Genomic DNA, 19632 nt, shown 5'->3' on the forward strand with positions numbered 1-19632 from the left:
GTCACCTGCGGCCCAGCTCCCGCCCCAGCCCCAGATTCCAGCGCCCGCCCCGGCCGCTCAGCTCGGTCACGGTCAGCGGCGGCACGTCCAGCCGCCAGAACGCGTCCGGGGAGACCCGCAGGGCGCACACCGCCGCGGCGCGCACGACATCCGGTTCGACGACGGCCAGCACCCGGCCCGCCTCCAGGGCCGTCCCCGTCAGCCAGCCCGCGATCCGGTCGCACAGCTGCCGCAGCGACTCCCCGCCGTGCCCGGTGAAATCCGGGTCCGAGAGCCAGCCGGCCACCGCGGCCGGCTCGGCGTCCGCGACCTCGGCCAGGGTCCGCCCGCGCCAGCCGCCCATCGCACAGCCCGCCAGCTCCGCCGCGGGCAGCACGGACAGCCCGAGCTCCTCGGCCGTGCGGCGGCACCGGGCGGAGGGCGAGGCGAAGGTCCGGCCCGCGGCCGGCAGCTCCCCGGCAACGGCCCGGACACGGCGCAGTCCCGACTCGCTCAGCGGGCCGTCGTCGTCGAAGCGCACCTCACGCTGGGCCTCGCCCGCGGCCGGTGAGACCAACATCACCCGAGTTGTCATGTCCTCTTCTCTCGCTTCACGGGGACGGCAACCCATTGCCCGCACAAGGGAGTTGTCCGGACGGCGCGCCCTGTCCTGCGCCTCTCCGCCCCCACCGTGGCCTTGGCCGGGGGGTCGGTTCGCGGTACCTTCCCGATGATATTGACGACGACATGACGGAAGCCGGTGGGATCCCGGCGCGGTCGCGCCACTGTATGTCCGGTTTTTACCAGCCCTTCAGGGCCGGGGCCGGGCGAGCCAGACCCGGCATGTCGTTACGCACTCCAACGAACAGGGACGCGAGTTCCCCCGCACAGGAGGTCCTGTCATGGCCCAGACCATCGCACCCCCGGCCACCGGCACCGTCACCCCGGCCCCGATCCCCCTCAAGGCAATCGCTCCGTGGGCGCTGTTCACCGGCGTCCTGATGCTGGTCCTGCTGTACTTCATCGGCGCGGAGCAGGGTGCCACCTCGCTGCTCTCCGGTACGGACGTCCACGAGTGGGTCCACGACGGGCGCCACCTGCTCGGCTTCCCCTGCCACTGATCGGACGCCGCACCCATGAACTCCGTCACCGTCAGAAACCTCCTGGTGCGCGGGATGCTCGCCGGTCTGGCCGCCGGTCTCCTGGCCCTTGTCGTCGCCTATCTGCTGGGCGAACCGCAGGTGGACGCCGCCATCGCGTTCGAGGACGCACACAGCCACGAACACGGGATGGAGGTCGTCAGCCGCGGTGTGCAGTCCACGGCGGGGCTGGCGACCGGCGTACTGGTCTACGGCGTGGCACTCGGCGGGATCGCCGCACTGGTCTTCTCCTTCGCCCTCGGGCGGATCGGCCGGTTCGGCGCCCGCACCACGGCAGCGCTGCTCTCCGGCGCGGCGCTGGTAGCCGTCTACCTCGTACCGTTCCTCAAGTACCCGGCCAATCCCCCTGCCGTCGGCGACCCCGACACGATCGGCACCCGCACCGCCCTGTTCTTCCTGATGATGCTGCTCGGCATCCTGCTGGCCGTCGCCGCCACGATGTTCGGCCGGCGGCTGGCTCCGAAGCTGGGCAACTGGAACGCCACGGTCGCGGCGGGCGCCGCGTTCGTGGTCGCCATCGGCCTCGCCTATGCGTTCCTTCCGGCCTACGACAACGTGCCCGAGGGCTTCCCCGGCACGCTGCTGTGGCAGTTCCGGCTGTCGGCGCTCGCCATCCAACTGGTGCTGTGGTCCGCCTTCGGGCTGATCTTCGGTCACCTCGCGGAGCGCGTCGTACCGGCGCGGCAGGAGGCCACCGCGGCCGAGGCGGCACCCGCCGTCTCCTGACCCACCGACCGGCCCAACCCCACGAGGGAGGGCTCGCGACTCCGTGTCGTGAGCCCTCCCTCGTGGCATGGGGTGCCGTGCGGGTGCCCCGTCCGGCCGCGTGCGGACGTCAGGACAGCCCGGGTATGCCGTCCAGATGCGGCAGATCGTGGTCCAGGCGCTCCCGTTTGGCGCGGAGGTAGCGGATGTTCTCCACACCGGGCGGCATCAGCAGCGGGACCTGTTCGGCGACGGCGATACCGTGCCGCAGCAGGGCCTCGCGCTTGCGCGGGTTGTTGGACAGCAGCCGCACGGACCGGACGCCGAGATCCTGCAGCATCTCCGCCGCGACGCCGTACTCACGGGCGTCGACCGGCAGCCCGAGCGCGATATTCGCCTCGACCGTGTCCAGCCCGCCCTCCTGCAGCTTCATCGCGCGAAGCTTGGCCAGCAATCCGATACCCCGGCCCTCATGGCCCTGGAGATAGACGAGAATGCCGCGCCCCGCCGCCACGATCGCGCGCAGCGCCGCGGACAATTGGTCGCCGCATTCACAGTGGGTGGAGGCGAAGGCATCACCGGTCAGGCATTCCGAATGCACCCGGGTCAGCACCTGCTCCCCCACGACATCGCCGTGGACCAGGGCCACTTGCTCGATCCCGCTACGGAGGTCCAGATAGCCAACGGCGAGAAATTCACCATAGGTCGTGGGCAGCCTGGCCGTCACCACCCGTTCCACGCCCGGTTTTTGGCCGAGGGCATCATCGATTGCGACACGGAGGTCAGGGCCGGCAGAGGCCTCGGGGTCCATCATGGGCGCGATCGTACCCGTGCGGGTAAATGATCGGCAGAACTCACTCATAATGACAACAAGTATGCTGCGACGCCGTGACAACCACGACTCCGAGAGTCGGCGACGAAAGGCCGCAGCATCCATGACCGCTTCGGGACACCCGACTTCGGCCCCCGGCCCGCTGCCGGCCGACACCACGGAGGACATACGGGCACGGCGGCCGACGATGGCCGTGCTGCCCATCGGCAGCTTCGAACAGCACGGCGCCTTCCTGCCGTTGACCACCGACACCGTCATCGCCTGCACCATCGCCCGGGAGGTGGCCGCCGGCCGTCCCGTCCAGGTGCTGCCGCCGCTGACGGTGTCCTGTTCGCATGAGCACGCCGCCTGGCCGGGAACCGTCAGCATTTCGGCGCACACCCTGTATGCGGTCGTCACGGACATCGCCGATTCGCTCCGCCGGTCCGGTATCGACACCCTGATTCTCATCAACGGACATGGCGGAAATTACGTCCTGCGCAATGTGGTTCAGGAATCCGCCGGGCGCGGTGTGCGCATGGCACTGTTCCCCGGATCGGCCGACTGGGACGCGGCGCGCACCCGGGCCGGGGTGGCGACACCGTCCCACACCGATATGCATGCGGGAGAGGTCGAGACGTCCATTCTGCTGTACGCCCATCCCGAATTGGTCAAGGAAGGCTATGAATCGGCGGATTGCGTCGCCGATGACCGGAAGCAGCTGTTGACGCTCGGCATGTCGGCCTATACCGAATCCGGTGTCATCGGGCGGCCGTCGCTGGCGTCCGCCCGGAAGGGGCAGGAATTGCTGGCCGGACTGGCCGAGGCATTCGGCGAATATGCCGCGCTGTTCGGTGACCGGGCGGAAGCCGATGACTGAGCTGCTCGACGCGGCGGCCGCCTGGGACCGGCTGCGGCGCATCCGTACGACGGACGAGGCCCTCGCCGCCGGGATGGTGGCGAACGGGAACGGCGGACTCCGCTGGCAACAGCCCGCCACCCCCGAGGCGTTGGAGCTCGCCGGACGCTATCTTCCGCTCTGCCTGGCCGGCCCACGGGTCGCGGTCGCGCAGCTCGGGCAGAGCCTGGACGGCTTCATCGCGACCCGTACCGGCGATGCCGACTATGTCACCGGTGAGGAGGACCGCTGCCATCTGCACCGGCTGCGTGCCCTGTCCGATGCGGTGGTCGTCGGGGCCGGCACCGCCGTGGCGGACGATCCGCGGCTGACCGTCCGCGCCTGTGCGGGCGACAACCCGGTGCGGGTGGTGCTCGATCCGCGGGGCCGGGTGCCGCGGGGCAGCGGGGTGTTCACGGACGGCGCCGCGCCGACGCTGTGGGTGGTGGGACCGGAGGTCACCCCCACCGCTCCGGGCACCGGGACCGAGGTCCTGGTGCTGCCGGACGCGGCCGCGTTCGCCCCGGAGCGTCTGCTGGCGGCGCTGGCACGGCGCGGGCTGGGCCGGGTACTGATCGAGGGGGGCGGGGTCACCGTGTCGCGGTTTCTGCAGGAGCGGGCGCTGCACCGGCTGTATGTCACCGTCGCACCGGTCCTGCTCGGCGACGGCATCCCCGGCCTGCGCTTTCCCGGAACTCCCGTCATGCGGGAGGCGCTGCGCCCGCCGCTGCGGCGCACCCTGCTCGGCGAGGACACCCTCTTCGAGCTCGAACTGCGGCCGGGCGGTGGGCCGTCCGGCGGAACGGGGTCCGGCGGAAGGGCGGGCTAGGGCTTCTCCGGCGGATCTGGCCGGAGAGGCCCCGGCCCTGATCCGCCGGACAGCACTAGGACGTGTCTCCCCGGGCCGCGGTGGCCTGCGACGTCTGGGATCGCACTCCCCCGGCCACCGCCGACGGGACCTCCGCAGCACGTTGCCGGATCATCCCCGCAGCCGCAGCGAGGGGAGGCCGTTCCGCCTGGCGGGGCACGGCGCCGGACGTCGCGGGCCGGGCCGTGGAGAGCGGGGAGACCCGTGCCAGCAGCACCATGGCGCCCGGCAGGCTTGCGACGAAGGCGAGTACGCCGTAGATCACGGCGGTGGTGAGTCCCTGCGCCGCGCCCAGTCCGGCGGCGCCGAAGGCCCAGGCGGCGACGCCTTCCCGGGGGCCCCAGCCGCCCACGTTCAACGGCAGCGCCATCGCGAGCAGCGCCAGCACCACCAGCGGCACCAGTTCGGCGGTCGGTGCGGTGGCCCCCGCGACCCGGGCGGCCAGCACGAACATCCCGAGGTAGCCCGCCAGGACCGCCGCGGACGAGAGCGCCACACCGGGCCAGACACCGCGGGCCAGCAGGCCCTGGCGTGCCTCGGCCACTACGGTGCGCAGGGCGCGTTCGCCGCGGGAGGCACCCCGGCGCCGGCGCAGCCGGACGGCGACCGCCAGTACCAGCAGGCCCGCCGCGGCCACGGACAGGGCCACGGCGGGCGAGGCGAGGAAGCGGACGACCGGCGCCAGGACCGGTGACGGCCGGACGAGCAGGACGACCGCCCCGGTGACGAGCAGCACGACCTGGCCGGCGGTCCGCTCCAGGGCCACCGCGCGGACGCCCCGGCCCAGGTCGCCGGAGCTGCGGCCGTGATGGACGGCGCGGTGCACATCGCCCAGGACGCCACCGGGCAGTGCCGCGTTGAGGAACAGCGCCCGGTAGTAGTCGGCGACGGCCCGGCCGAGGGGCAGCCGCAGGCCGAGGCCGCGGGCCACCAGACACCAGCGCCAGGCACTGCACACCGTGGTCAGCACGCCGATGCCGAGCGCGGCCAACAGGGTGACGGTGTCGATCCGGCGCAGTCCGGCCAGGAAGGCCTGCGATCCCAGATGCCACACCAGCGCCACCAGGATGCCCAGTCCCGCCAGCAGCCTGAGCCATGCCACCCAGCCGGACCGCTTCATCACTCGCTCCCGGACGGGTGCGGGGGCAGCGCCAGCAGATCGGTGTGGTGCACCGCGACGGTCAGCTCCCCCGCCGCGCACTCCTCCAGCCGCCGGCGCAGATACGCGACGGCCTCGGGTGCCAGCTCCGGCCGCTGGGCGTGCGCGGCACCGACCCAGCCGCGCAGCCATTCGGCGGTCAGCGCGGATTCGGCACAGCCGAGCCGCCACGGGCTGGACTGCACCAGCACCGTCGCACCGCGCCGTTCGAACGCCGCGACCGCCGCCGCGACCGCGTCCGGACCGAGCAGGGCGCGGCCCTGGTCCGTGCGGCGCTGATGGTCGTTGAAGGCATCGGTGATCTCGGCGTCGAACGGATCGGACGGGCTCAGCTCGACCCGCCCGGCGACGGAGAGGGCCAGCAGCGCCGGGGTGCCCGCGCCCACACAGGCCTCGGCGAGGTCTTCCACCTCGTCGCGGGTGAGCAGATCCAGCAGCGCGGAGGCGGTGACCAGTGAGGTGCCGGCGAAGTCGTCGGCGGTGAGGGCGGCCAGATCGCCGCGCGCGGTGGTGGCGGCAACGGGCATGCCGTCGTCGGCCGTTACCGGCATCCGCGCACCGGCGAGTTCGAGCAGCGCGGGATCCAGGTCGTGCAGGATCCACTGCTGCGGGCCGGGCAGCCGGACGGCGAGCCAGCGCCCCATGGAGCCGATGCCACAGCCCAGATCGCGGATCACCAGACCGTGGGGGCTGCCGGGCGGGCCCGCCGGCGCGGTCCTTTCCGCGAGCCACGCCCGCAGCGGGCGCAACAGCTCGGGTGCCCGGGCCGCGGCGTCGGCGCGCTCCCGCAACTCCAGCCACCGCGGGGCGAATCGAGGCCGGTCGGGCGCGCTCATCGCGTGCTCCGGAGCTTGTGCCGAAGCTGTTCCAGCACTCCGGCCAGACTGTGCGACGTCATCTCCCACCCCTCCAGCATGGCACGCCGTTCGCGCGCCGAACTCCTGACCCGGTCACGCAGTTGTGGATCGCCGAGCCAGCCGCGCAGCGCATCGGCGAGCGCCGCGGGCCGGCCGGGCGGTACGAGCAGGCCGGGCACGCTCCCGTCGGGGGCCTGCCCGACCGCTTCCGGTACGCCGTCCACTGCCGTCGCCAGCACCGGTATCCCGCGCGCCAGTGCCTCGGTGACGACCATGCCGTAGGTCTCGGCGTACGAGGTGAGCACCAGCAGGTCGGCGGCGGCATAGCTCGCCTCCAGGTCCGCGCCCGCCCGTGGCCCGGTGAAGGTGATCCGGTCGCCCAGGCCGAACGTGTCCACCGCGCCGCGGAGTTGGGCGACGTATCCGGGGTCGCGATCGAGCGCGCCGACACATGCGCAGCTCCACGGCAGCTCGGTGACGGTCGCCAGCGCGTCGATCAGCCGGTGCTGTCCCTTGCGCGGGGTGACCGCGGCGACGCACAGCAGCCCGGTGGCCCCGTCGGTGCCGGGTGCGAGGGGCGCCGGGTCGGCGCCGGGAAGGACGGCGTGGACGCGCGGAGCCGCCAGTCCGTGGTGCGTGACGAGCCGGCGGGCGGCCCATTCGCTGGTGGCCACGACGGCCTCCACGGTGTGCAGTGTGCGGTGTTCGCGGGCGTCCAGCTCCGCTGCCAGGGCGGGGTCGAGTCCGGTCTCGTCGCCCAGCGGGAGGTGCACGAGGACGGCGAGCCGCAGCCGTTCCGCCTCGGGGGCGAGGACCTCGGGGACGCCGCAGGCGACCAGGCCGTCGAGGAGGACCACGGCGCCGTCCGGCAACGCCGCCAGCCGCTGCGCCAGCGCCGCGCAGGCCGTGGCGTCCGGCCGCGGCCAGCTGCCGGGCAGCGCGTACGGGCGTACCTGCCAGCCCGCGGCCGGGAGGTCGCGGCACACCCGGCGGTCGTAGGTGTTGCCACCGCTGGGTGCCGCCGGATCGTCGACGTCACCGGGAAGGACGAAGTGCACCACCCGCTCCGCGGCGGTGGCGCCGGTACGGGTCACAGAGTGCGCTCGTACGTCGCCCAGGCGATGTGTGACTCATGCAGGGTGACCGATATCCCGGCCAGCTCGCGGGCGCCCTCGCCGAGGTTGCCCGCCTCGATACGGTCGGCGAGCCGGTCGGCGATGACCTTGGCCAGGGCCTCCGTCGAGGTGTTGATCCCGGCGAAGGCGGGCTCGTCGTCCAGGTTGCGGTAGTTCAGCTCCCCGACCACGCCGCCGAGTTCCTGGGTGGCCAGGCCGATGTCGACGACGATGTTGTCGGCGTCGAGCTCCGCACGGCGGAAGGTCGCGTCCACGATGAAGGTCGCGCCGTGCAGACGCTGCGCGGGGCCGAAGACCGCGCCACGGAAGCTGTGGGCGACCATCAGGTGATCGCGGACGGTGATGCTGAACAAGGCCGTTCCTCCGGTGTGATGTCGGTCTCAGTGGCGGTGTCGCCGGGGCGAATTCAGGGCGGTTTCGAAAGGGCTTCGAGGGGGCTTCGAGGGGGTTCAGTCGTCCGCCGGTGCGTACCGGATGCCGTGGCACAGCGCCGGGAGGTCGCCGGAGGCGAGCCGGGGCAGCACGCCCGGCAGCTCCTCGAAGGCGGACTCGCCGGTGATCAGTGCGTCGAAGGCGGGATCGGCGAGCAGGTCCAGGGCGAGGGCGAGCCGGTCGGCGAAGGTACGGCGGGCGCGACGGGCCGGGGAGACCGCGCCCACCTGACTGCTGCGGACGACCAGCCGGCGGGAGTGGAAGGCCTCCCCCAAAGGCAGGCTGACCTGCCGGTCTCCGTACCAGCTCAGCTCGATGACGGTGCCTTCCGGGGCGAGCAGTTCGAGCGAGCGCGCCAGCCCCTCCTCGGTGGCGCTGGCGTGGACGACGAGGTCGCAGTCGCCCAGGGCGTGCTGCGGCAGCGCGAAGTCCACGCCCAGTGCCTTGGCGGTCGCCTCCCGCGCGGGGTCGGCGTCCACCAGCTGCACCCGGACCGCGGGGTAGCGGGCGAGGACCGCGGCGACACTGCAGCCCACCATGCCCGCGCCGATCACCGCGATCCGGTCACCGACCAGCGGCGCGGCGTCCCACAGGGCGTTCACCGCGGTCTCCACCGTGCCCGCGAGTACGGCACGCCGGGCGGGGACGGAACCGGGTACCGGAGTGACGGCGCTCGCCGGGACGACATAGTGCGTCTGGTGCGGATAGAGGCAGAAGACCGTGCGGCCCACCAGCGCGGACGGCCCTTCCTCGACGACACCGACATTGAGATAGCCGTATTTGAGCGGTGCGGGAAAGTCGCCTTCCTGGAAGGGCGCCCGCATCACGGAATGCTGGCTCTCGGGGACACCGCCACGGAAGACCAGGGTCTCCGTTCCACGGCTGACTCCGGACCAGAGTGTGCGCACCAGAACCTCATCGGCACGGGGTTCCGGCAGCGGTACCGTCCGGATTTCACCCTGACCTGGAGCGTTTAGCCAAAACGCACAAGCGACGCGCGGCATCGGAATCCTCCTGGACGCTCTGGCGATGATTCGTCGATGCTGGGGATCATGAGAACGCCGTCACCATACGCGGCACCTCTCGACTCCGCCACACATCCCGGGAGGCATGGTGGCCGTACAAGAGCGTTACGACACAAGGCCGTTCGGACCGGACATTACGGCGGGCATGGGAGTGCAGCTGCTCGTACTGGAAGCGCTCCGCCGGGTGGCCGGTCTGGGCACCACGGGGTGGCTGACGGGCTGCGCGTTCGCCGTGGCCACCTGGGTCGTGCTCACCCTCGCGCTGCGCCGGTCGTGGACCCCGTCGTTCGGCATGGCCAACCGCGTCACCCTGGCCCGCACGATCCTCGTCGGCGGGGTGACGGCGCTGGTCGCGGACTCCTTCGAGCGGCGGGCACCGGTCGTGGTGCTGGTCACGCTCGCCGCCGTGGCACTGGTCCTGGACGCGGTGGACGGTCAGGTGGCCCGGCGCACCGGCACGGTGACACCCCTGGGGGCGCGCTTCGACATGGAGGTCGACGCCTTCCTCATCCTGGTGCTCTGTGTCCATCTCGCGATGCCTCTGGGCGCCTGGGTGCTGGCCATCGGCCTCATGCGGTACGTCTTCGTCGCGGCGTCCTGGCTGTGGCCGTGGCTGCGTGGCGCGCTGCCGCACAGCATGGCCCGGAAGACCGTGGCGGCCCTGCAAGGGGTCGTGCTGGTCGTGGCCGGTGCCGGGGTTCTGCCGGTGGCCTCGGCGGCCACCGCGGTGAGCGGGGCGCTGGCGCTGCTGGTGTGGTCCTTCGGCCGTGATGTCGCCTGGCTCTGGCGGGTCAGGGGGCTCACGGGCGGCCCGGCCGTGGTGAGTGGCCCGGACCGGGCCGGCCCGCGCGCTATGTCCCGGCGTGCCGGCCCAGATAGATGACGAGCGCGAGGAAGACCAGCAGCAGATGGCTGACGACGAAGTAGAGGAACACCCGTCGCCACAGGCTGCGCCGGGGGGCCCGGTGGGTGAGCAGTACCGCGCCGGGCAGCCGCGCCAGCTGGGTCCCGGGGCGGACCGCGGTCGCCCGGGGCCGCCGGACACCGCAGCGCGCCGAGGGGTACGGGCGGACGGTGCTCTCCGGGCAGGCACGGCCGTGTCCGCGTGCCGTACGGATCGCCCCGCGACCAGGCGGGCGCCCCCGGCAGGGCCGTACGGCGCCCGGACCGGAGGACTTGGGTATGCAGGTGCGGGAGCGGACCGCCCGCCAGGGCGGCGGCCCCTTACGCCGGGGTGCGCCGGACATCCGCGATCACCCTGTTCCGGTGGGGCGCATGAGGACCGTTCCCGTGCGGCCGGCGTTCGTGCAGTGGAGCGGGCGGTTCACGAGACCGCCCCCACACCGCCGGTCGCCGGCACGCCACCGGCCGACGGCACGCCACCGGCCGCCGGCCGTGCGCGGGCGTCGGCCTGCCGAAGGTCGGCGAGCAGGGCATGCTGCCCGGTGAGCACCTCGGTCAGGGCCCGGCGGGCGGCCCGCAGCAGCTCCGTGACCTCGCCGCCGGCCAGCTCGTAGACGACGGCGGAACCGCTGCGGGTGGCCGTCACCAGACCCGAGCGGCGCAGGACCGCCAGCTGCTGGGAGAGCGCTGACGGCTCCACCCCGATCGCGGAGAGCAGACCGCTCACCGGCATCGGTCCGCTCTGGAGCAGTTCCAGCACCCGGATACGGACCGGATGGCCCAGCATCCGGAAGAAATCGGCCTTGGCCTGACAGACCGGGAACCACGCACCGTTCATGTCCGCGCCCCGCTCCCGGGACCGGCCGCGGCCCACACCGCACACACCCGTTCCCCTGCCGATTCGGCGAAACCGCCCACGCATGTCCTCCGCGTTCAGGCCGCACGGCCATCGCGTCATCTGTTGAATTGCGGAATTCTGCAACTGTAGACGACGGGGGCGGGCGACTTGAATGGGTGTGGCGGACAAACCGGTGCGGGGGCGGTACGGGACGCGGCCCGGTGCGCCTTCGTCCGCCCCCTCACCACCCGCACCTCCCCGCCCGGACGAACTCTGCGGCCTCCGCGCGCAGTTGCCGCACCGGCCGGGCGGGACCGTCCAGGACGGTCGTCGGGACCGAGCCCGCACCGGCCGCGGTGCCGCTGCTCCCGACGCCCCGTCCCGATGCCCCGGCCGCCGGAATTCCGGTGGACAGCCCCACCCCCCAACCACATAGTGACGCCCATGACTTCACTGGTACGTCACACCACCATCGACTGCACCGACGCCCATCGCCTGGCGAGCTTCTGGGCGGAGGTGCTGGGCGGCTCACTGGCCGAGGACGATCTGCCGGGCGATCCGGAGGCCACGGTCACGGCCGCGAGCGGTGCGCTGCTGTTCGTCACGGTGCCCGACGCCAAGGCCGGCAAGAACCGGGTGCACCTGGATCTGCAGCCGCAGGACCGGGACCGGGACGACGAGGTCGAGCGGCTGCTGGCGCTCGGCGCGACGCTGGTGGCCGACCATCGGCGGGCGGACGGGGCCGGGTGGGTGACGCTGGCCGATATCGAGGGCAATGAGTTCTGTGTGGAGCGCAGCGCGGCGGAGCGGGCGGGCTGAGACCGCCTCAGTCCTGTGGGGGCCGGGCGGCCGCGAGGCGCTCCTGTGCCTCGGCGAGGTCCTCCTCGGTCGGGGCGTCGTCCTGGGTGAGCGTGCGTCGCCAGTACCCGCTGAAGTCGATCTGCCGTTTGCCGATACCGCGCTCCTCGACCAGATACCGCCGGAGCGCACGGACCGCGCCCGCCTCACCGGCCAGCCAGGCGAAGACAGCTCCCGGCGGGAAGGTGAGGGCGCGCACGGCCGCCGGCAGAGCATCCTGGCGCCCGTCCGCGTGCACCCACTGCACGGTGAGGTCCGCCCGGGTCGTGAAGTGCTGCTCCTCGGCCGCGCCGGCCACCTCGACGCAGGCCAGCGCGCGGGTGCCGGCCGGCAGCGCCTCGACGAGGGAGCCGATGGCCGGCAGCGCGGTCGCGTCGCCGGCCAGCAGCAGCCAGTCGGCCCGGTCGAGCGGCAGCGGCTTGGCGTACTGTGCCGCCGGTCCGTACCGGGCGAGGAGGTCACCCACGGCGGCTGTGGCCGCCCACCGGGTCGCCGGGCCGGCCGTCGCCGTCGTGCCGTGCAGTACGAAGTCGATGGTGATCCGGTGCCGGACGGGGTCGTAGGAGCGCACCGTATAGCTGCGCATCCACGGCCGTTCGTCCTCGGGGAGGGCGAGGAACGCCTGGTACCAGCGCATCCCATCGCCGTCGGCGGCTGTGTCGGGCAGCCGGGGCGCGCGGTGGCCCGGCCTGGGGAAGAGCAGCTTGAGCTGCTGGTCGGGCCAGGTCGGGAAGTCGTCGAGGCCGTCACCGGCGAAGGTGACACGGACCATGCGCGGGGTGATCCGCCGGACGTCGGTGACCTGGATGAGCGCGACGGGCACGGCCGTCATCGGGTCCTCCATGGGGCAGCAGGGGCTGGGGGGCCGGTGGGTGGGCGCGGGTTGATCCGCGCCCACCCGCCGGGCGGGCCCAAGGACGGGTACTTATGCGGTGGGTGTCTGGAGGTAGCTCCGCAGATGGCGTGCCGTCAGCGAATCGCCGGTGGCGACGAGATCGGCGGGGGTGCCGGTGAAGACCACCCGGCCGCCATCCTGGCCGGCGCCGGGGCCGAGGTCGACGATCCAGTCGGCGTGGGCCATCACGGCCTGGTGGTGCTCGATGACGATGACGGTGTTGCCGTCGTCGACCAGCCGGTCGAGCAGGCCCAGCAGCTGGTCCACATCGGCGAGGTGCAGTCCGGTGGTCGGCTCGTCGAGGACGTAGACGGCGCCCCGCTCCGCCATGTGGAGGGCGAGTTTGAGCCGCTGCCGTTCGCCGCCGGAGAGGGTGGTGAGCGGCTGGCCCAGACCGATATAGCCCAGGCCCACCTCCGCGAGGCGGTCGAGGACGGTGCGGGCCTGCCCGGTGGGGAAGAATTCCCGGGCCTCGGCCACCGACATGGCGAGGACCTCGCTGATGTTCTTGCCGCGCAGGGTGTAGGTGAGGACCTTGGGGGTGAACCTCTTGCCCTCGCACTCTTCGCAGACCGAGGCCACCCCCGCCATCATCGCGAGGTCGGTGTAGACCAGACCGATGCCCTTGCAGGTGGGACAGGCCCCTTCGGAGTTGGCGCTGAACAGGGCGGCCTTGACCCCGTTGGCCTTGGCGAACGCCGTACGGACCGGGCCGAGCAGCCCCGTGTAGGTAGCCGGGTTGGACCGCCGGGAGCCCCGGATCGGGGACTGGTCGGCGATGATCACGCCGTCCCGGCCGGGCAGTGACCCATGGATCAGGGAGCTCTTGCCCGACCCCGCGACACCGGTGACGACGGTGAGCACCCCGAGCGGGATACCGACGCTGACGTCCTTGAGGTTGTGGGCGTTCGCGCCGCTGATCGAGATCTCTCCCACGGGGCGCCGGACCTGCTCGCGCAGCGTGGCGCGGTGGTCGAGATGACGCCCGGTCAGGGTGCCGGAGGCGCGGAGGGCGGCGACATCACCGGTGAAGCAGACCTCTCCCCCGGCGGATCCGGCTCCCGGGCCGAGATCGACCACATGGTCGGCGATCTCGATGGTCTCGGGCTTGTGCTCGACGACCAGGACCGTGTTGCCCTTGTCGCGCAGCCGCCGCAGCAGGTCGTTCATGCGCTGGATGTCATGGGGGTGCAGTCCGGTGGTCGGCTCGTCGAAGACATAGGTGACATCGGTCAGGCTGGAGCCGAGGTGACGGACCATCTTCACCCGCTGGGCCTCACCACCGGACAGCGTGACGGACTCCCGGTCCAGGCTCAGATAGCCCAGGCCGATCTCGACGAGCGAGTCGAGGGTGTGGCAGAGGGTGGCGACCAGCGGGGCCACGGCGGGGTCGTCGATGCCCCGGACGAAGGTGACCAGGTCGCTGATCTGCAGGGCCGAGCATTCGGCGATATTGCGGCCGGCGATCCGGGAGCCGAGCGCGGCCGGATTGAGGCGGGCACCGCCGCAGGCACCGCAGGCGGTGAAGGTCACCGCCCGGTCGACGAAGGCCCGGATGTGCGGCTGCATGGCGGCGCGGTCCTTGGCGAGATAGGTGCGCTGCACCCGTACCAGCAGGCCTTCGTAGTTGATGTGGGAGGTGCCCACCTTGATCTTGGTAGCGGGCTTGTGCAGGAAGTCGTCCCACTGGGCGGGGGTGTAGTCCTTGAGCTTGACGTCCGGGTCGAAGAACCCGGAGTGGGCGAGGGTCTGCCAGTACCACGAGCCGACGGTGAAGCCGGGAGCGGTGATCGCGCCCTCGTTGAGGGAGAGTTCGGTGTCCAGCAGCTCGCCGGTATCGATCGCCGAGACCCGGCCGAGCCCCTCGCATTCCTGGCACATGCCCTCGGCGCTGTTGAAGCTGAAGGCGGTGGAGGTACCGGCGTGCGGGGTGCCGAGGCGGCTGAAGATGATCCGCAGCATGGTGTGGGCGTCGGTCGCGGTGCCGACCGTGGAGCGGGAGTTGGCGCCCATCCGTTCCTGGTCCACGACGATCGCCGCGCTCAGATTGCGCAGTGCATCGACATCGGGACGCCCCTGGCTCGGCATGAAGGACTGGATGAAGGCCGTATAGGTCTCGTTGATGAGCCGCTGCGACTCGGCGGCGATGGTGCCGAATACCAGGGAGGACTTCCCCGAGCCGGAGACGCCGGTGAAGACCGTGAGACGGCGTTTGGGTATGTCGAGCGAGATATCGGCGAGATTGTTCTCCCTGGCGCCACGGACCTGGATCATGTCGTGACTGTCCGCGGCGGATGTTCCCCCGTTGCCCGGCCGCCGGCCGGTCTGCTGGTCCCCCATGTGTGCTGCCACCCCTCCTGATATCTTTACACCGTAAAGAGTTCGCTCGGGGACGTTACTTTATGGCGTAAGGAGTCGCAAGTGGTGGTTTTCGCGGGCCAGGGCGACGCCCGTCGTTCGATGGCGCTGTTGTGGCGTGCGGAAGGTGCCGGCGGAGCGCGGACGCGACGGTGGCCGGGCCCCAAACCGGCGTTGAGCGTGGCGGCGATCGTCGACGCCGGGGTGGCGGTCGCCGACGCCGACGGCATGGCGGCGCTGTCCATGCGCGCGGTCGGCGAGCGCCTGGGGCGTACCGCGATGGCGCTCTACACCTACGTCCCCGGCAAGAGCGAGCTGGTGGACCTGATGTACGACCAGGTACTGGCCGAGCTGCCCACCGACTACGACCTGACGCCGGGCTGGCGCGCCGCGGTGACCTCCTGGGCCGAGGACACCTGGGAGTTCTACCTCCGCCACCCCTGGGTGCTCCAGGTCTCCCAGGCGCGTCCGGTGCTCGGCCCCAACGAATACCGCGCGCTGGAGACACTGCTCCGCCTGCTGTACGCGACGGAGCTGAGCTCCGCGGTGCTGCGGCGGGTCGTGGGGGCGCTGTTCCACTTCATCCGCGGCGCCGCGCAGACCGTGGCGGAATCACGGCTGGCCGCGGCGTCGACGGGGGTCTCCGACGAGGAGTGGTGGCAGGCCCGTTCCGGCATGCTGACCGAGATGGTCCCCGACTTCGCGGAGCGCTTTCCGCTCCTGGTCCGGCTCGAGACCGAGGGCGCCGCTCCGGACCCGGGCGACTCGGTCCCCTATATGGAGCGCGAGGCGAGGAGCACCTTCGACATCGGGCTGGCCGTCATCCTGGACGGCATCGAGACGGCGATCCGTCAGGGCCGCTGACCGGTCCCCCACAGGCGGCGGCCCGGCCTCCCCGCGGCCGTTGGGGTGATCAAGCGGGCTCACTGCCCCCGGGCCGGTGTCGTCTGCCGGGCTTGGCGCGTTGGTCTTCCGTGACCGTTTTCCGTGCCCGACCGTGGTTTCTGCCGACCAGCCTCGCGGCCTTCCTGACCGAGGTGTTGCCGGACGGGCCGGCTGACGACCCGTCGGGCGCCCGGCCCGACGCAGGACCCGACGCACCGTCGGGTACTCCGTCCGACGCCCCGTCCGATACCCGGTCAGCTGATTCCGGGCCGGCCGATTGCGAACCGCACCCCGGCCCGTCCGGCGCCCCGGCCGAAGCCCCGGAAAGGCCCGCTGACCGGGCCTGATGGCGGGCTGGACGGCGGGCCGGGCAAACGGAGCTGACGGCGTGTCGAAAGCTGGCGTCTGCACACACCGTGACGATCGGGTCACCACATGTGGCGAGCCGGAGTGATCACCCATAGCTTCGCCTCATGGTGCTACGACACGTGAAATACATGGGCTGCGTCGCCGCGATGATGATCGGCGGCCTGGGTGCGGCTTCACCGTGCGACGCTCCGGGACGCCATGTCGTCCACGCAGGGGAGTCGATCCAGCGCGCGGTGAACAAGGCAAGGCCGGGTGACACCATCTTCATCCGGCCCGGACGCTACAGAGAGAGCGTGCAGATCAACAAGTCCCGGCTGCACCTGGTCGGTGCGGGCCGGAAGACGGTGATCACTCCGTCGGGCAAACGGGCCACCAACGCCTGCGGGCAGGCCGGCCACGGCATCTGCGTCGTCGGGAAGAACAGACCGCTCCGGGACGTCAGCATTCGCTCGCTGACCGTCAGCGGCGCCAAGAAGACCGGGATCTGGGCCTCCGCGACCGACCGGCTCTCGGTGCACCACGTGACCGTGCGCAAGAGCGGCGTGTGGGGCATCGCGCAGGAGAAGTCCATCCGGGGAATCTTCCGGGACAACACCATCGTCGACAACGGCGACGCGGGCATCTTCCTCGCGAACAAGACCAAGGAAGAAGGCGGCGGCTCCGACACCCGGGGCGCCGTGATCAGCGACAACTACCTCGCAGGGAACCGGATCGGGGTCACGATCCGGCGGGTCAGAAACCTGACGGTCAGCTACAACACCATGACCAGGAACTGCGGTGGGGTGTTCGTCGTCGGCGACGAGTCCCGCCCGCAGGCCGGAGCGCTGACGGTACGGAACAACGACATCTACAAGAACAACAAGTTCTGCAAAGGGAACAGCCGGCTGCCGGACATCCAGGGCTCCGGCATCGTGCTCACCGGCGCCGAGCACGTCCTCGTACGGCGCAATGTGATCCGGGACCACCACGGCAAGTCCCGGCTCTCCGGCGGTGTCGTGCTGTTCCACAGCTTCGTGAAGGTGCTCAACCACCACAACGTCATCAGCCACAACATCGTGCTGCACAACAAGCCGGTGGACCTGGCCAACCGGGACCTCCCCGGCAAGGGGAACCGGTTCATCCACAACGTCTGCCGGACCTCGGAGCCGGCCGGGCTGTGCCGACGGCTGCACCGGGACGGGCTGAACCCGTCCGCCACGGGAGAATAGAGGCGCAATGACCACCGTAAGTCCCACTCCCCAGCCCGCCATGCAGCTCCGGGAGCTCATCTTCGGAGCCGCGTGTGCGGCGGCCGTACGGGCGGCGGCGCGCCTGGGCGTCGCCGATGCACTCGGCGACCGGCCCACCACCGCGGAGGAACTGGCCGCCGCGGTGCAGACCGAGCCGCGGCCGCTGGACCGGCTGCTGCGCGCACTGTCCTGTTACGGGATCTTCGCCGAGACCGACGACGGGAAGTACGTCCACACCGAGATGTCCCGGCTGCTGCGGGAAGACACCCCCAACAGCCTGCGCTACATCTCCCTGTGGTGCACGGAGCCGTGGACCTGGGAGGCCTGGCCGCGGCTGGACGACGCGGTGCGCTCCGGGAGCAGTGTCTTCGACGACCTCTACGGCAAGGGGTTCTTCGACTACCTGCACCAGGACGCACGGGAGTCCGCCGAGGTCTTCGACCGGGCGATGACCACGTCCAGCAAGCAGTCGGCGCAGGACATCGCGGGGCTGCTCGATCTGAGCGGGGCGTCCTCGGTGGCGGACATCGGCGGTGGCCAGGGACATGTCCTCGCCAGCCTGCTGGAGAAGTACCCCACGCTCCAGGGCACCCTGCTCGATCTGCCCACGGTCGTGGCGAACCCGGACCCGCGGCTGCGGGACGGCGGCGCGCTGGCCCCGCGGGTACGGATCGTGCCCGGGGACTGCCGCGACGACGTCCCGGTCCAGGCCGATGTCTACATCATCAAGAACATCCTGGAATGGGACGACGAGAGCACCCGCAGAACGCTGCGGAACGTGGTCAGGGCCGCCCGTCCCGGCGCCCGCGTCGTGATCATCGAGAACCTCGTCGATGACAGCCCCTCCATGAAGTTCACCACCGCCATGGATCTGCTGCTGCTGCTCAATGTCGGCGGCGCCAAGCACACCAAGGCGAGCCTGGTCAGCCGTATGGCCGAGGCCGGTCTGAAGGTCGGCGAGATCCTGGTCGTCAACCCGTATCTGCACGCCTTCGAATGCACTGTCCCCGAATGAGAAGGTCCGGGCACGGCAGGCCGCCCGGTGAGGAGAGTGCTCCTCACCGGGCGGCCTTGCCCCTGCCCGGGGATGCGCGGGAGCCGAGGGTTCTCCTCGGCTCCGCGTGCGCGTCAGCTGCTGCCGTCGCGCTGCCAGCTGTAGAACTGCTGGGCCATCGCGTCCTTGGGGCTTCGCCAGGTCTCCGGGTCGTAGGCGCTGACGTAGGCGGACAGCTTGTCGCTGACGGCGCGGAATTCGGGGTGTTCCGTCACCTTGGCGATCTCCGGGCCGGGCGGCCGGTCGGATTCGATGAGGTGCAGATACACGTCACCGAACTGGAAGAGGGTCCGTCGCGAGACACCGACCAGGTGGGGCAGTTCCGTACGGTCGGAGGCCTTGAAGACCTCGGCGATGTCCGGAGCCGAACCGGGTGCCATACGAGCGACGATCAGAGCGTGATGCATCAGGGGTCCCTTCGTTGCCGCCGGGAGGCGGTCCGCACGCGGCCTGGCGGGCCGTCAGCTGACGGTGGTGGACCGGAGCTCGCGGTCCCGCTGTTCGATCCGGTCCCGGATGAGCTCCATCTGGATCCGGGAGTTGCGGTTGATCATCTCGGTCATGCCCTTGTCGTCGACCGGGGCGTCGGGCTTCATCGCGAAGTCCTGGGTCCAGTGCATCGAGGTGCCGCCCGGGATCTCGGCGTACTTCCAGTGGATGTCCATGTGCGCGAACGGGCCGGTCTCGACGCGGCGGGCGCGCACCGAACGGTTCTGGCGGTCGACGACCCGCTCGGAGACCCAGCTCCAGACGGTGCCGTTGTCGTCCGGGTGCATCGTCAGCCGGAAGGTGGTCTTGTCGCCTTCCCTGGACAGCACCTCGACCGAGGCGTACTCGCTGAACAGCTGCGGCCAGTTCTCGATGTCGTTGGTGATGTCCCAGACGAGGTCGAGGGGCGCCGCGATGGTGATGTCGTTCTCGGTGTGGCCAGGCATGTCATGCTCCTGTCGTAGGCACGGTGTCGTTGGCGGTGTTGACGAGGGCGAGGAAGTCGCGCGGCGTCTTGCAGCGCTCCGCGTCGGTCGGCATCGGCCGGCCCTGCCGGTTCTCCAGCTCGCCCACGATCCCCAGGAGCCCGAGCGAGTCGAGGCCGAAGTCGGCGAACGTCGCGTCCTGCCGGTTCGTCAGCTCCTTGGGGTCGACGGTGAGGCCGGCCGCGGACTTCATCAGCGCGGCCAGCTCATTGAGCGTCAGTTGAGCGGTCATCTGAGGT

Annotated in this window: 23 protein-coding genes; 9 read left to right on the top strand and 14 right to left on the bottom strand. The window is 71.4% G+C overall.

What is annotated here, in order from left to right:
* Position 1: 1 nt before the first annotated feature.
* On the bottom strand, positions 2-574 hold the full coding sequence (locus NUT86_RS05035; protein WP_274733685.1) for a histidine phosphatase family protein: 573 nt from the start codon (positions 572-574) through the stop codon (positions 2-4).
* 307 nt (positions 575-881) lie between these two features.
* Here NUT86_RS05035 and NUT86_RS05040 point away from each other — a divergent pair, with 307 nt between their 5' ends.
* Positions 882-1100, top strand: coding sequence for a CbtB domain-containing protein (locus NUT86_RS05040; RefSeq protein WP_274733687.1), 219 nt, complete (start codon positions 882-884; stop codon positions 1098-1100).
* Positions 1101-1115: 15 nt separating this feature from the next.
* The gene (locus NUT86_RS05045; RefSeq protein WP_018091692.1) at positions 1116-1865 is read left to right on the top strand and encodes a CbtA family protein; all 750 of its coding nucleotides are present in this window, start codon (positions 1116-1118) and stop codon (positions 1863-1865) included.
* A 109-nt stretch (positions 1866-1974) separates the two neighbouring features.
* Here the strand turns inward: NUT86_RS05045 and ribA are convergent, their stop codons facing one another.
* Positions 1975-2655, bottom strand: coding sequence for a GTP cyclohydrolase II (gene ribA / locus NUT86_RS05050; protein ID WP_093640227.1), 681 nt, complete (start codon positions 2653-2655; stop codon positions 1975-1977).
* Between the two features lie 124 nt (positions 2656-2779).
* Here ribA and NUT86_RS05055 point away from each other — a divergent pair, with 124 nt between their 5' ends.
* Positions 2780-3535 (top strand): creatininase family protein, encoded by a 756-nt coding sequence (locus NUT86_RS05055; RefSeq protein ID WP_159492271.1) that lies wholly within the window; start codon positions 2780-2782, stop codon positions 3533-3535.
* Positions 3528-4382, top strand: coding sequence for a RibD family protein (locus NUT86_RS05060; RefSeq protein WP_274733689.1), 855 nt, complete (start codon positions 3528-3530; stop codon positions 4380-4382). The genes NUT86_RS05055 and NUT86_RS05060 overlap by 8 nt, the downstream gene beginning before the upstream one ends.
* Positions 4383-4437: 55 nt before the next feature.
* Here NUT86_RS05060 and NUT86_RS05065 read toward each other — a convergent pair whose 3' ends face one another.
* The 5 genes from NUT86_RS05065 to NUT86_RS05085 form a co-directional block, all read right to left on the bottom strand.
* Positions 4438-5541, bottom strand: coding sequence for a lysylphosphatidylglycerol synthase transmembrane domain-containing protein (locus NUT86_RS05065; RefSeq protein WP_274733691.1), 1104 nt, complete (start codon positions 5539-5541; stop codon positions 4438-4440).
* On the bottom strand, positions 5541-6416 hold the full coding sequence (locus tag NUT86_RS05070; protein WP_159490955.1) for a class I SAM-dependent methyltransferase: 876 nt from the start codon (positions 6414-6416) through the stop codon (positions 5541-5543). The genes NUT86_RS05065 and NUT86_RS05070 overlap by 1 nt, the downstream gene beginning before the upstream one ends.
* The gene (locus NUT86_RS05075; RefSeq protein WP_274733694.1) at positions 6413-7531 is read right to left on the bottom strand and encodes a glycosyltransferase family 4 protein; all 1119 of its coding nucleotides are present in this window, start codon (positions 7529-7531) and stop codon (positions 6413-6415) included. The genes NUT86_RS05070 and NUT86_RS05075 overlap by 4 nt, the downstream gene beginning before the upstream one ends.
* Complete coding sequence (locus tag NUT86_RS05080; protein WP_018091685.1) at positions 7528-7926, bottom strand: 6-pyruvoyl trahydropterin synthase family protein; 399 nt, start codon at positions 7924-7926, stop codon at positions 7528-7530. Before NUT86_RS05080 ends, NUT86_RS05075 begins: the two co-directional genes overlap by 4 nt.
* Positions 7927-8022: 96 nt before the next feature.
* Complete coding sequence (locus NUT86_RS05085; RefSeq protein WP_148590725.1) at positions 8023-9009, bottom strand: zinc-dependent alcohol dehydrogenase; 987 nt, start codon at positions 9007-9009, stop codon at positions 8023-8025.
* A 166-nt stretch (positions 9010-9175) separates the two neighbouring features.
* Between NUT86_RS05085 and NUT86_RS05090 the strand changes: the two genes are divergently transcribed.
* Entirely contained in the window at positions 9176-9913 is a 738-nt protein-coding gene (locus NUT86_RS05090; protein ID WP_093640035.1) for a CDP-alcohol phosphatidyltransferase family protein, read from the top strand.
* Here the strand turns inward: NUT86_RS05090 and NUT86_RS05095 are convergent.
* Both NUT86_RS05095 and NUT86_RS05100 read right to left on the bottom strand, forming a co-directional pair.
* Positions 9882-10277, bottom strand: a complete 396-nt coding sequence (locus tag NUT86_RS05095; protein ID WP_274733697.1) for a DUF6126 family protein — start codon at positions 10275-10277, stop codon at positions 9882-9884. The genes NUT86_RS05090 and NUT86_RS05095 overlap by 32 nt on opposite strands.
* Positions 10278-10354: 77 nt before the next feature.
* Complete coding sequence (locus NUT86_RS05100; RefSeq protein ID WP_078518736.1) at positions 10355-10771, bottom strand: ArsR/SmtB family transcription factor; 417 nt, start codon at positions 10769-10771, stop codon at positions 10355-10357.
* 444 nt (positions 10772-11215) lie between these two features.
* On the opposite strand from NUT86_RS05100, the gene NUT86_RS05105 reads away from it, so the two are divergent.
* A complete protein-coding gene (locus NUT86_RS05105) occupies positions 11216-11590 on the top strand; it encodes a VOC family protein (protein WP_274733700.1) in 375 nt (124 codons plus the stop codon).
* A gap of 7 nt (positions 11591-11597) precedes the next feature.
* On the opposite strand, the gene NUT86_RS05110 is transcribed toward NUT86_RS05105, so the two are convergent.
* Both NUT86_RS05110 and NUT86_RS05115 read right to left on the bottom strand, forming a co-directional pair.
* Complete coding sequence (locus tag NUT86_RS05110) at positions 11598-12461, bottom strand: siderophore-interacting protein (RefSeq protein WP_274733702.1); 864 nt, start codon at positions 12459-12461, stop codon at positions 11598-11600.
* A gap of 93 nt (positions 12462-12554) precedes the next feature.
* Positions 12555-14864 carry an excinuclease ABC subunit UvrA gene (locus NUT86_RS05115; RefSeq protein WP_274740378.1) on the bottom strand — a complete coding sequence of 770 codons (2310 nt, stop codon included), beginning with the start codon at positions 14862-14864 and terminating at the stop codon, positions 12555-12557.
* Between the two features lie 81 nt (positions 14865-14945).
* On the opposite strand from NUT86_RS05115, the gene NUT86_RS05120 reads away from it, so the two are divergent.
* From NUT86_RS05120 to NUT86_RS05130, 3 genes are all read left to right on the top strand, one after another.
* A complete protein-coding gene (locus NUT86_RS05120) occupies positions 14946-15746 on the top strand; it encodes a TetR/AcrR family transcriptional regulator (RefSeq protein ID WP_093640019.1) in 801 nt (266 codons plus the stop codon).
* Positions 15747-16240: 494 nt separating this feature from the next.
* Positions 16241-17344, top strand: a complete 1104-nt coding sequence (locus NUT86_RS05125; protein ID WP_051104209.1) for a right-handed parallel beta-helix repeat-containing protein — start codon at positions 16241-16243, stop codon at positions 17342-17344.
* Between the two features lie 7 nt (positions 17345-17351).
* On the top strand, positions 17352-18380 hold the full coding sequence (locus NUT86_RS05130; RefSeq protein WP_266441953.1) for a methyltransferase: 1029 nt from the start codon (positions 17352-17354) through the stop codon (positions 18378-18380).
* 113 nt (positions 18381-18493) lie between these two features.
* On the opposite strand, the gene NUT86_RS05135 is transcribed toward NUT86_RS05130, so the two are convergent.
* Genes NUT86_RS05135 through NUT86_RS05145 form a run of 3 tightly spaced genes read right to left on the bottom strand, consistent with a single transcriptional unit; the run spans position 18494 to position 19625 of the window.
* Positions 18494-18826, bottom strand: a complete 333-nt coding sequence (locus NUT86_RS05135; protein ID WP_018091674.1) for a TcmI family type II polyketide cyclase — start codon at positions 18824-18826, stop codon at positions 18494-18496.
* Between the two features lie 54 nt (positions 18827-18880).
* Entirely contained in the window at positions 18881-19354 is a 474-nt protein-coding gene (locus NUT86_RS05140; protein WP_018091673.1) for an SRPBCC family protein, read from the bottom strand.
* Position 19355: 1 nt separating this feature from the next.
* Entirely contained in the window at positions 19356-19625 is a 270-nt protein-coding gene (locus NUT86_RS05145) for an acyl carrier protein (RefSeq protein WP_018091672.1), read from the bottom strand.
* Positions 19626-19632: the final 7 nt, after the last annotated feature.

The sequence above is a fragment of the Streptomyces sp. G7(2002) genome, from assembly GCF_028870195.1.
Classification (GTDB): Bacteria; Actinomycetota; Actinomycetes; order Streptomycetales; family Streptomycetaceae; genus Streptomyces; species Streptomyces nigrescens.

What these genes read in the sequence shown, in the direction of transcription:
- NUT86_RS05035 (WP_274733685.1), bottom strand. Translation starts at nt 574, where the DNA reads ATGACAACTCGGGTGATGTTGGTCTCACCGGCCGCGGGCGAGGCCCAG.
- NUT86_RS05040 (WP_274733687.1), top strand. Translation starts at nt 882, where the DNA reads ATGGCCCAGACCATCGCACCCCCGGCCACCGGCACCGTCACCCCGGCC.
- NUT86_RS05045 (WP_018091692.1), top strand. Translation starts at nt 1,116, where the DNA reads ATGAACTCCGTCACCGTCAGAAACCTCCTGGTGCGCGGGATGCTCGCC.
- ribA (WP_093640227.1), bottom strand. Translation starts at nt 2,655, where the DNA reads ATGGACCCCGAGGCCTCTGCCGGCCCTGACCTCCGTGTCGCAATCGAT.
- NUT86_RS05055 (WP_159492271.1), top strand. Translation starts at nt 2,780, where the DNA reads ATGACCGCTTCGGGACACCCGACTTCGGCCCCCGGCCCGCTGCCGGCC.
- NUT86_RS05060 (WP_274733689.1), top strand. Translation starts at nt 3,528, where the DNA reads ATGACTGAGCTGCTCGACGCGGCGGCCGCCTGGGACCGGCTGCGGCGC.
- NUT86_RS05065 (WP_274733691.1), bottom strand. Translation starts at nt 5,541, where the DNA reads ATGAAGCGGTCCGGCTGGGTGGCATGGCTCAGGCTGCTGGCGGGACTG.
- NUT86_RS05070 (WP_159490955.1), bottom strand. Translation starts at nt 6,416, where the DNA reads ATGAGCGCGCCCGACCGGCCTCGATTCGCCCCGCGGTGGCTGGAGTTG.
- NUT86_RS05085 (WP_148590725.1), bottom strand. Translation starts at nt 9,009, where the DNA reads ATGCCGCGCGTCGCTTGTGCGTTTTGGCTAAACGCTCCAGGTCAGGGT.
- NUT86_RS05090 (WP_093640035.1), top strand. Translation starts at nt 9,176, where the DNA reads ATGGGAGTGCAGCTGCTCGTACTGGAAGCGCTCCGCCGGGTGGCCGGT.
- NUT86_RS05095 (WP_274733697.1), bottom strand. Translation starts at nt 10,277, where the DNA reads ATGTCCGGCGCACCCCGGCGTAAGGGGCCGCCGCCCTGGCGGGCGGTC.
- NUT86_RS05100 (WP_078518736.1), bottom strand. Translation starts at nt 10,771, where the DNA reads ATGAACGGTGCGTGGTTCCCGGTCTGTCAGGCCAAGGCCGATTTCTTC.
- NUT86_RS05105 (WP_274733700.1), top strand. Translation starts at nt 11,216, where the DNA reads ATGACTTCACTGGTACGTCACACCACCATCGACTGCACCGACGCCCAT.
- NUT86_RS05110 (WP_274733702.1), bottom strand. Translation starts at nt 12,461, where the DNA reads ATGACGGCCGTGCCCGTCGCGCTCATCCAGGTCACCGACGTCCGGCGG.
- NUT86_RS05115 (WP_274740378.1), bottom strand. Translation starts at nt 14,864, where the DNA reads ATGGGGGACCAGCAGACCGGCCGGCGGCCGGGCAACGGGGGAACATCC.
- NUT86_RS05125 (WP_051104209.1), top strand. Translation starts at nt 16,241, where the DNA reads ATGGTGCTACGACACGTGAAATACATGGGCTGCGTCGCCGCGATGATG.
- NUT86_RS05130 (WP_266441953.1), top strand. Translation starts at nt 17,352, where the DNA reads ATGACCACCGTAAGTCCCACTCCCCAGCCCGCCATGCAGCTCCGGGAG.
- NUT86_RS05135 (WP_018091674.1), bottom strand. Translation starts at nt 18,826, where the DNA reads ATGCATCACGCTCTGATCGTCGCTCGTATGGCACCCGGTTCGGCTCCG.
- NUT86_RS05140 (WP_018091673.1), bottom strand. Translation starts at nt 19,354, where the DNA reads ATGCCTGGCCACACCGAGAACGACATCACCATCGCGGCGCCCCTCGAC.
- NUT86_RS05145 (WP_018091672.1), bottom strand. Translation starts at nt 19,625, where the DNA reads ATGACCGCTCAACTGACGCTCAATGAGCTGGCCGCGCTGATGAAGTCC.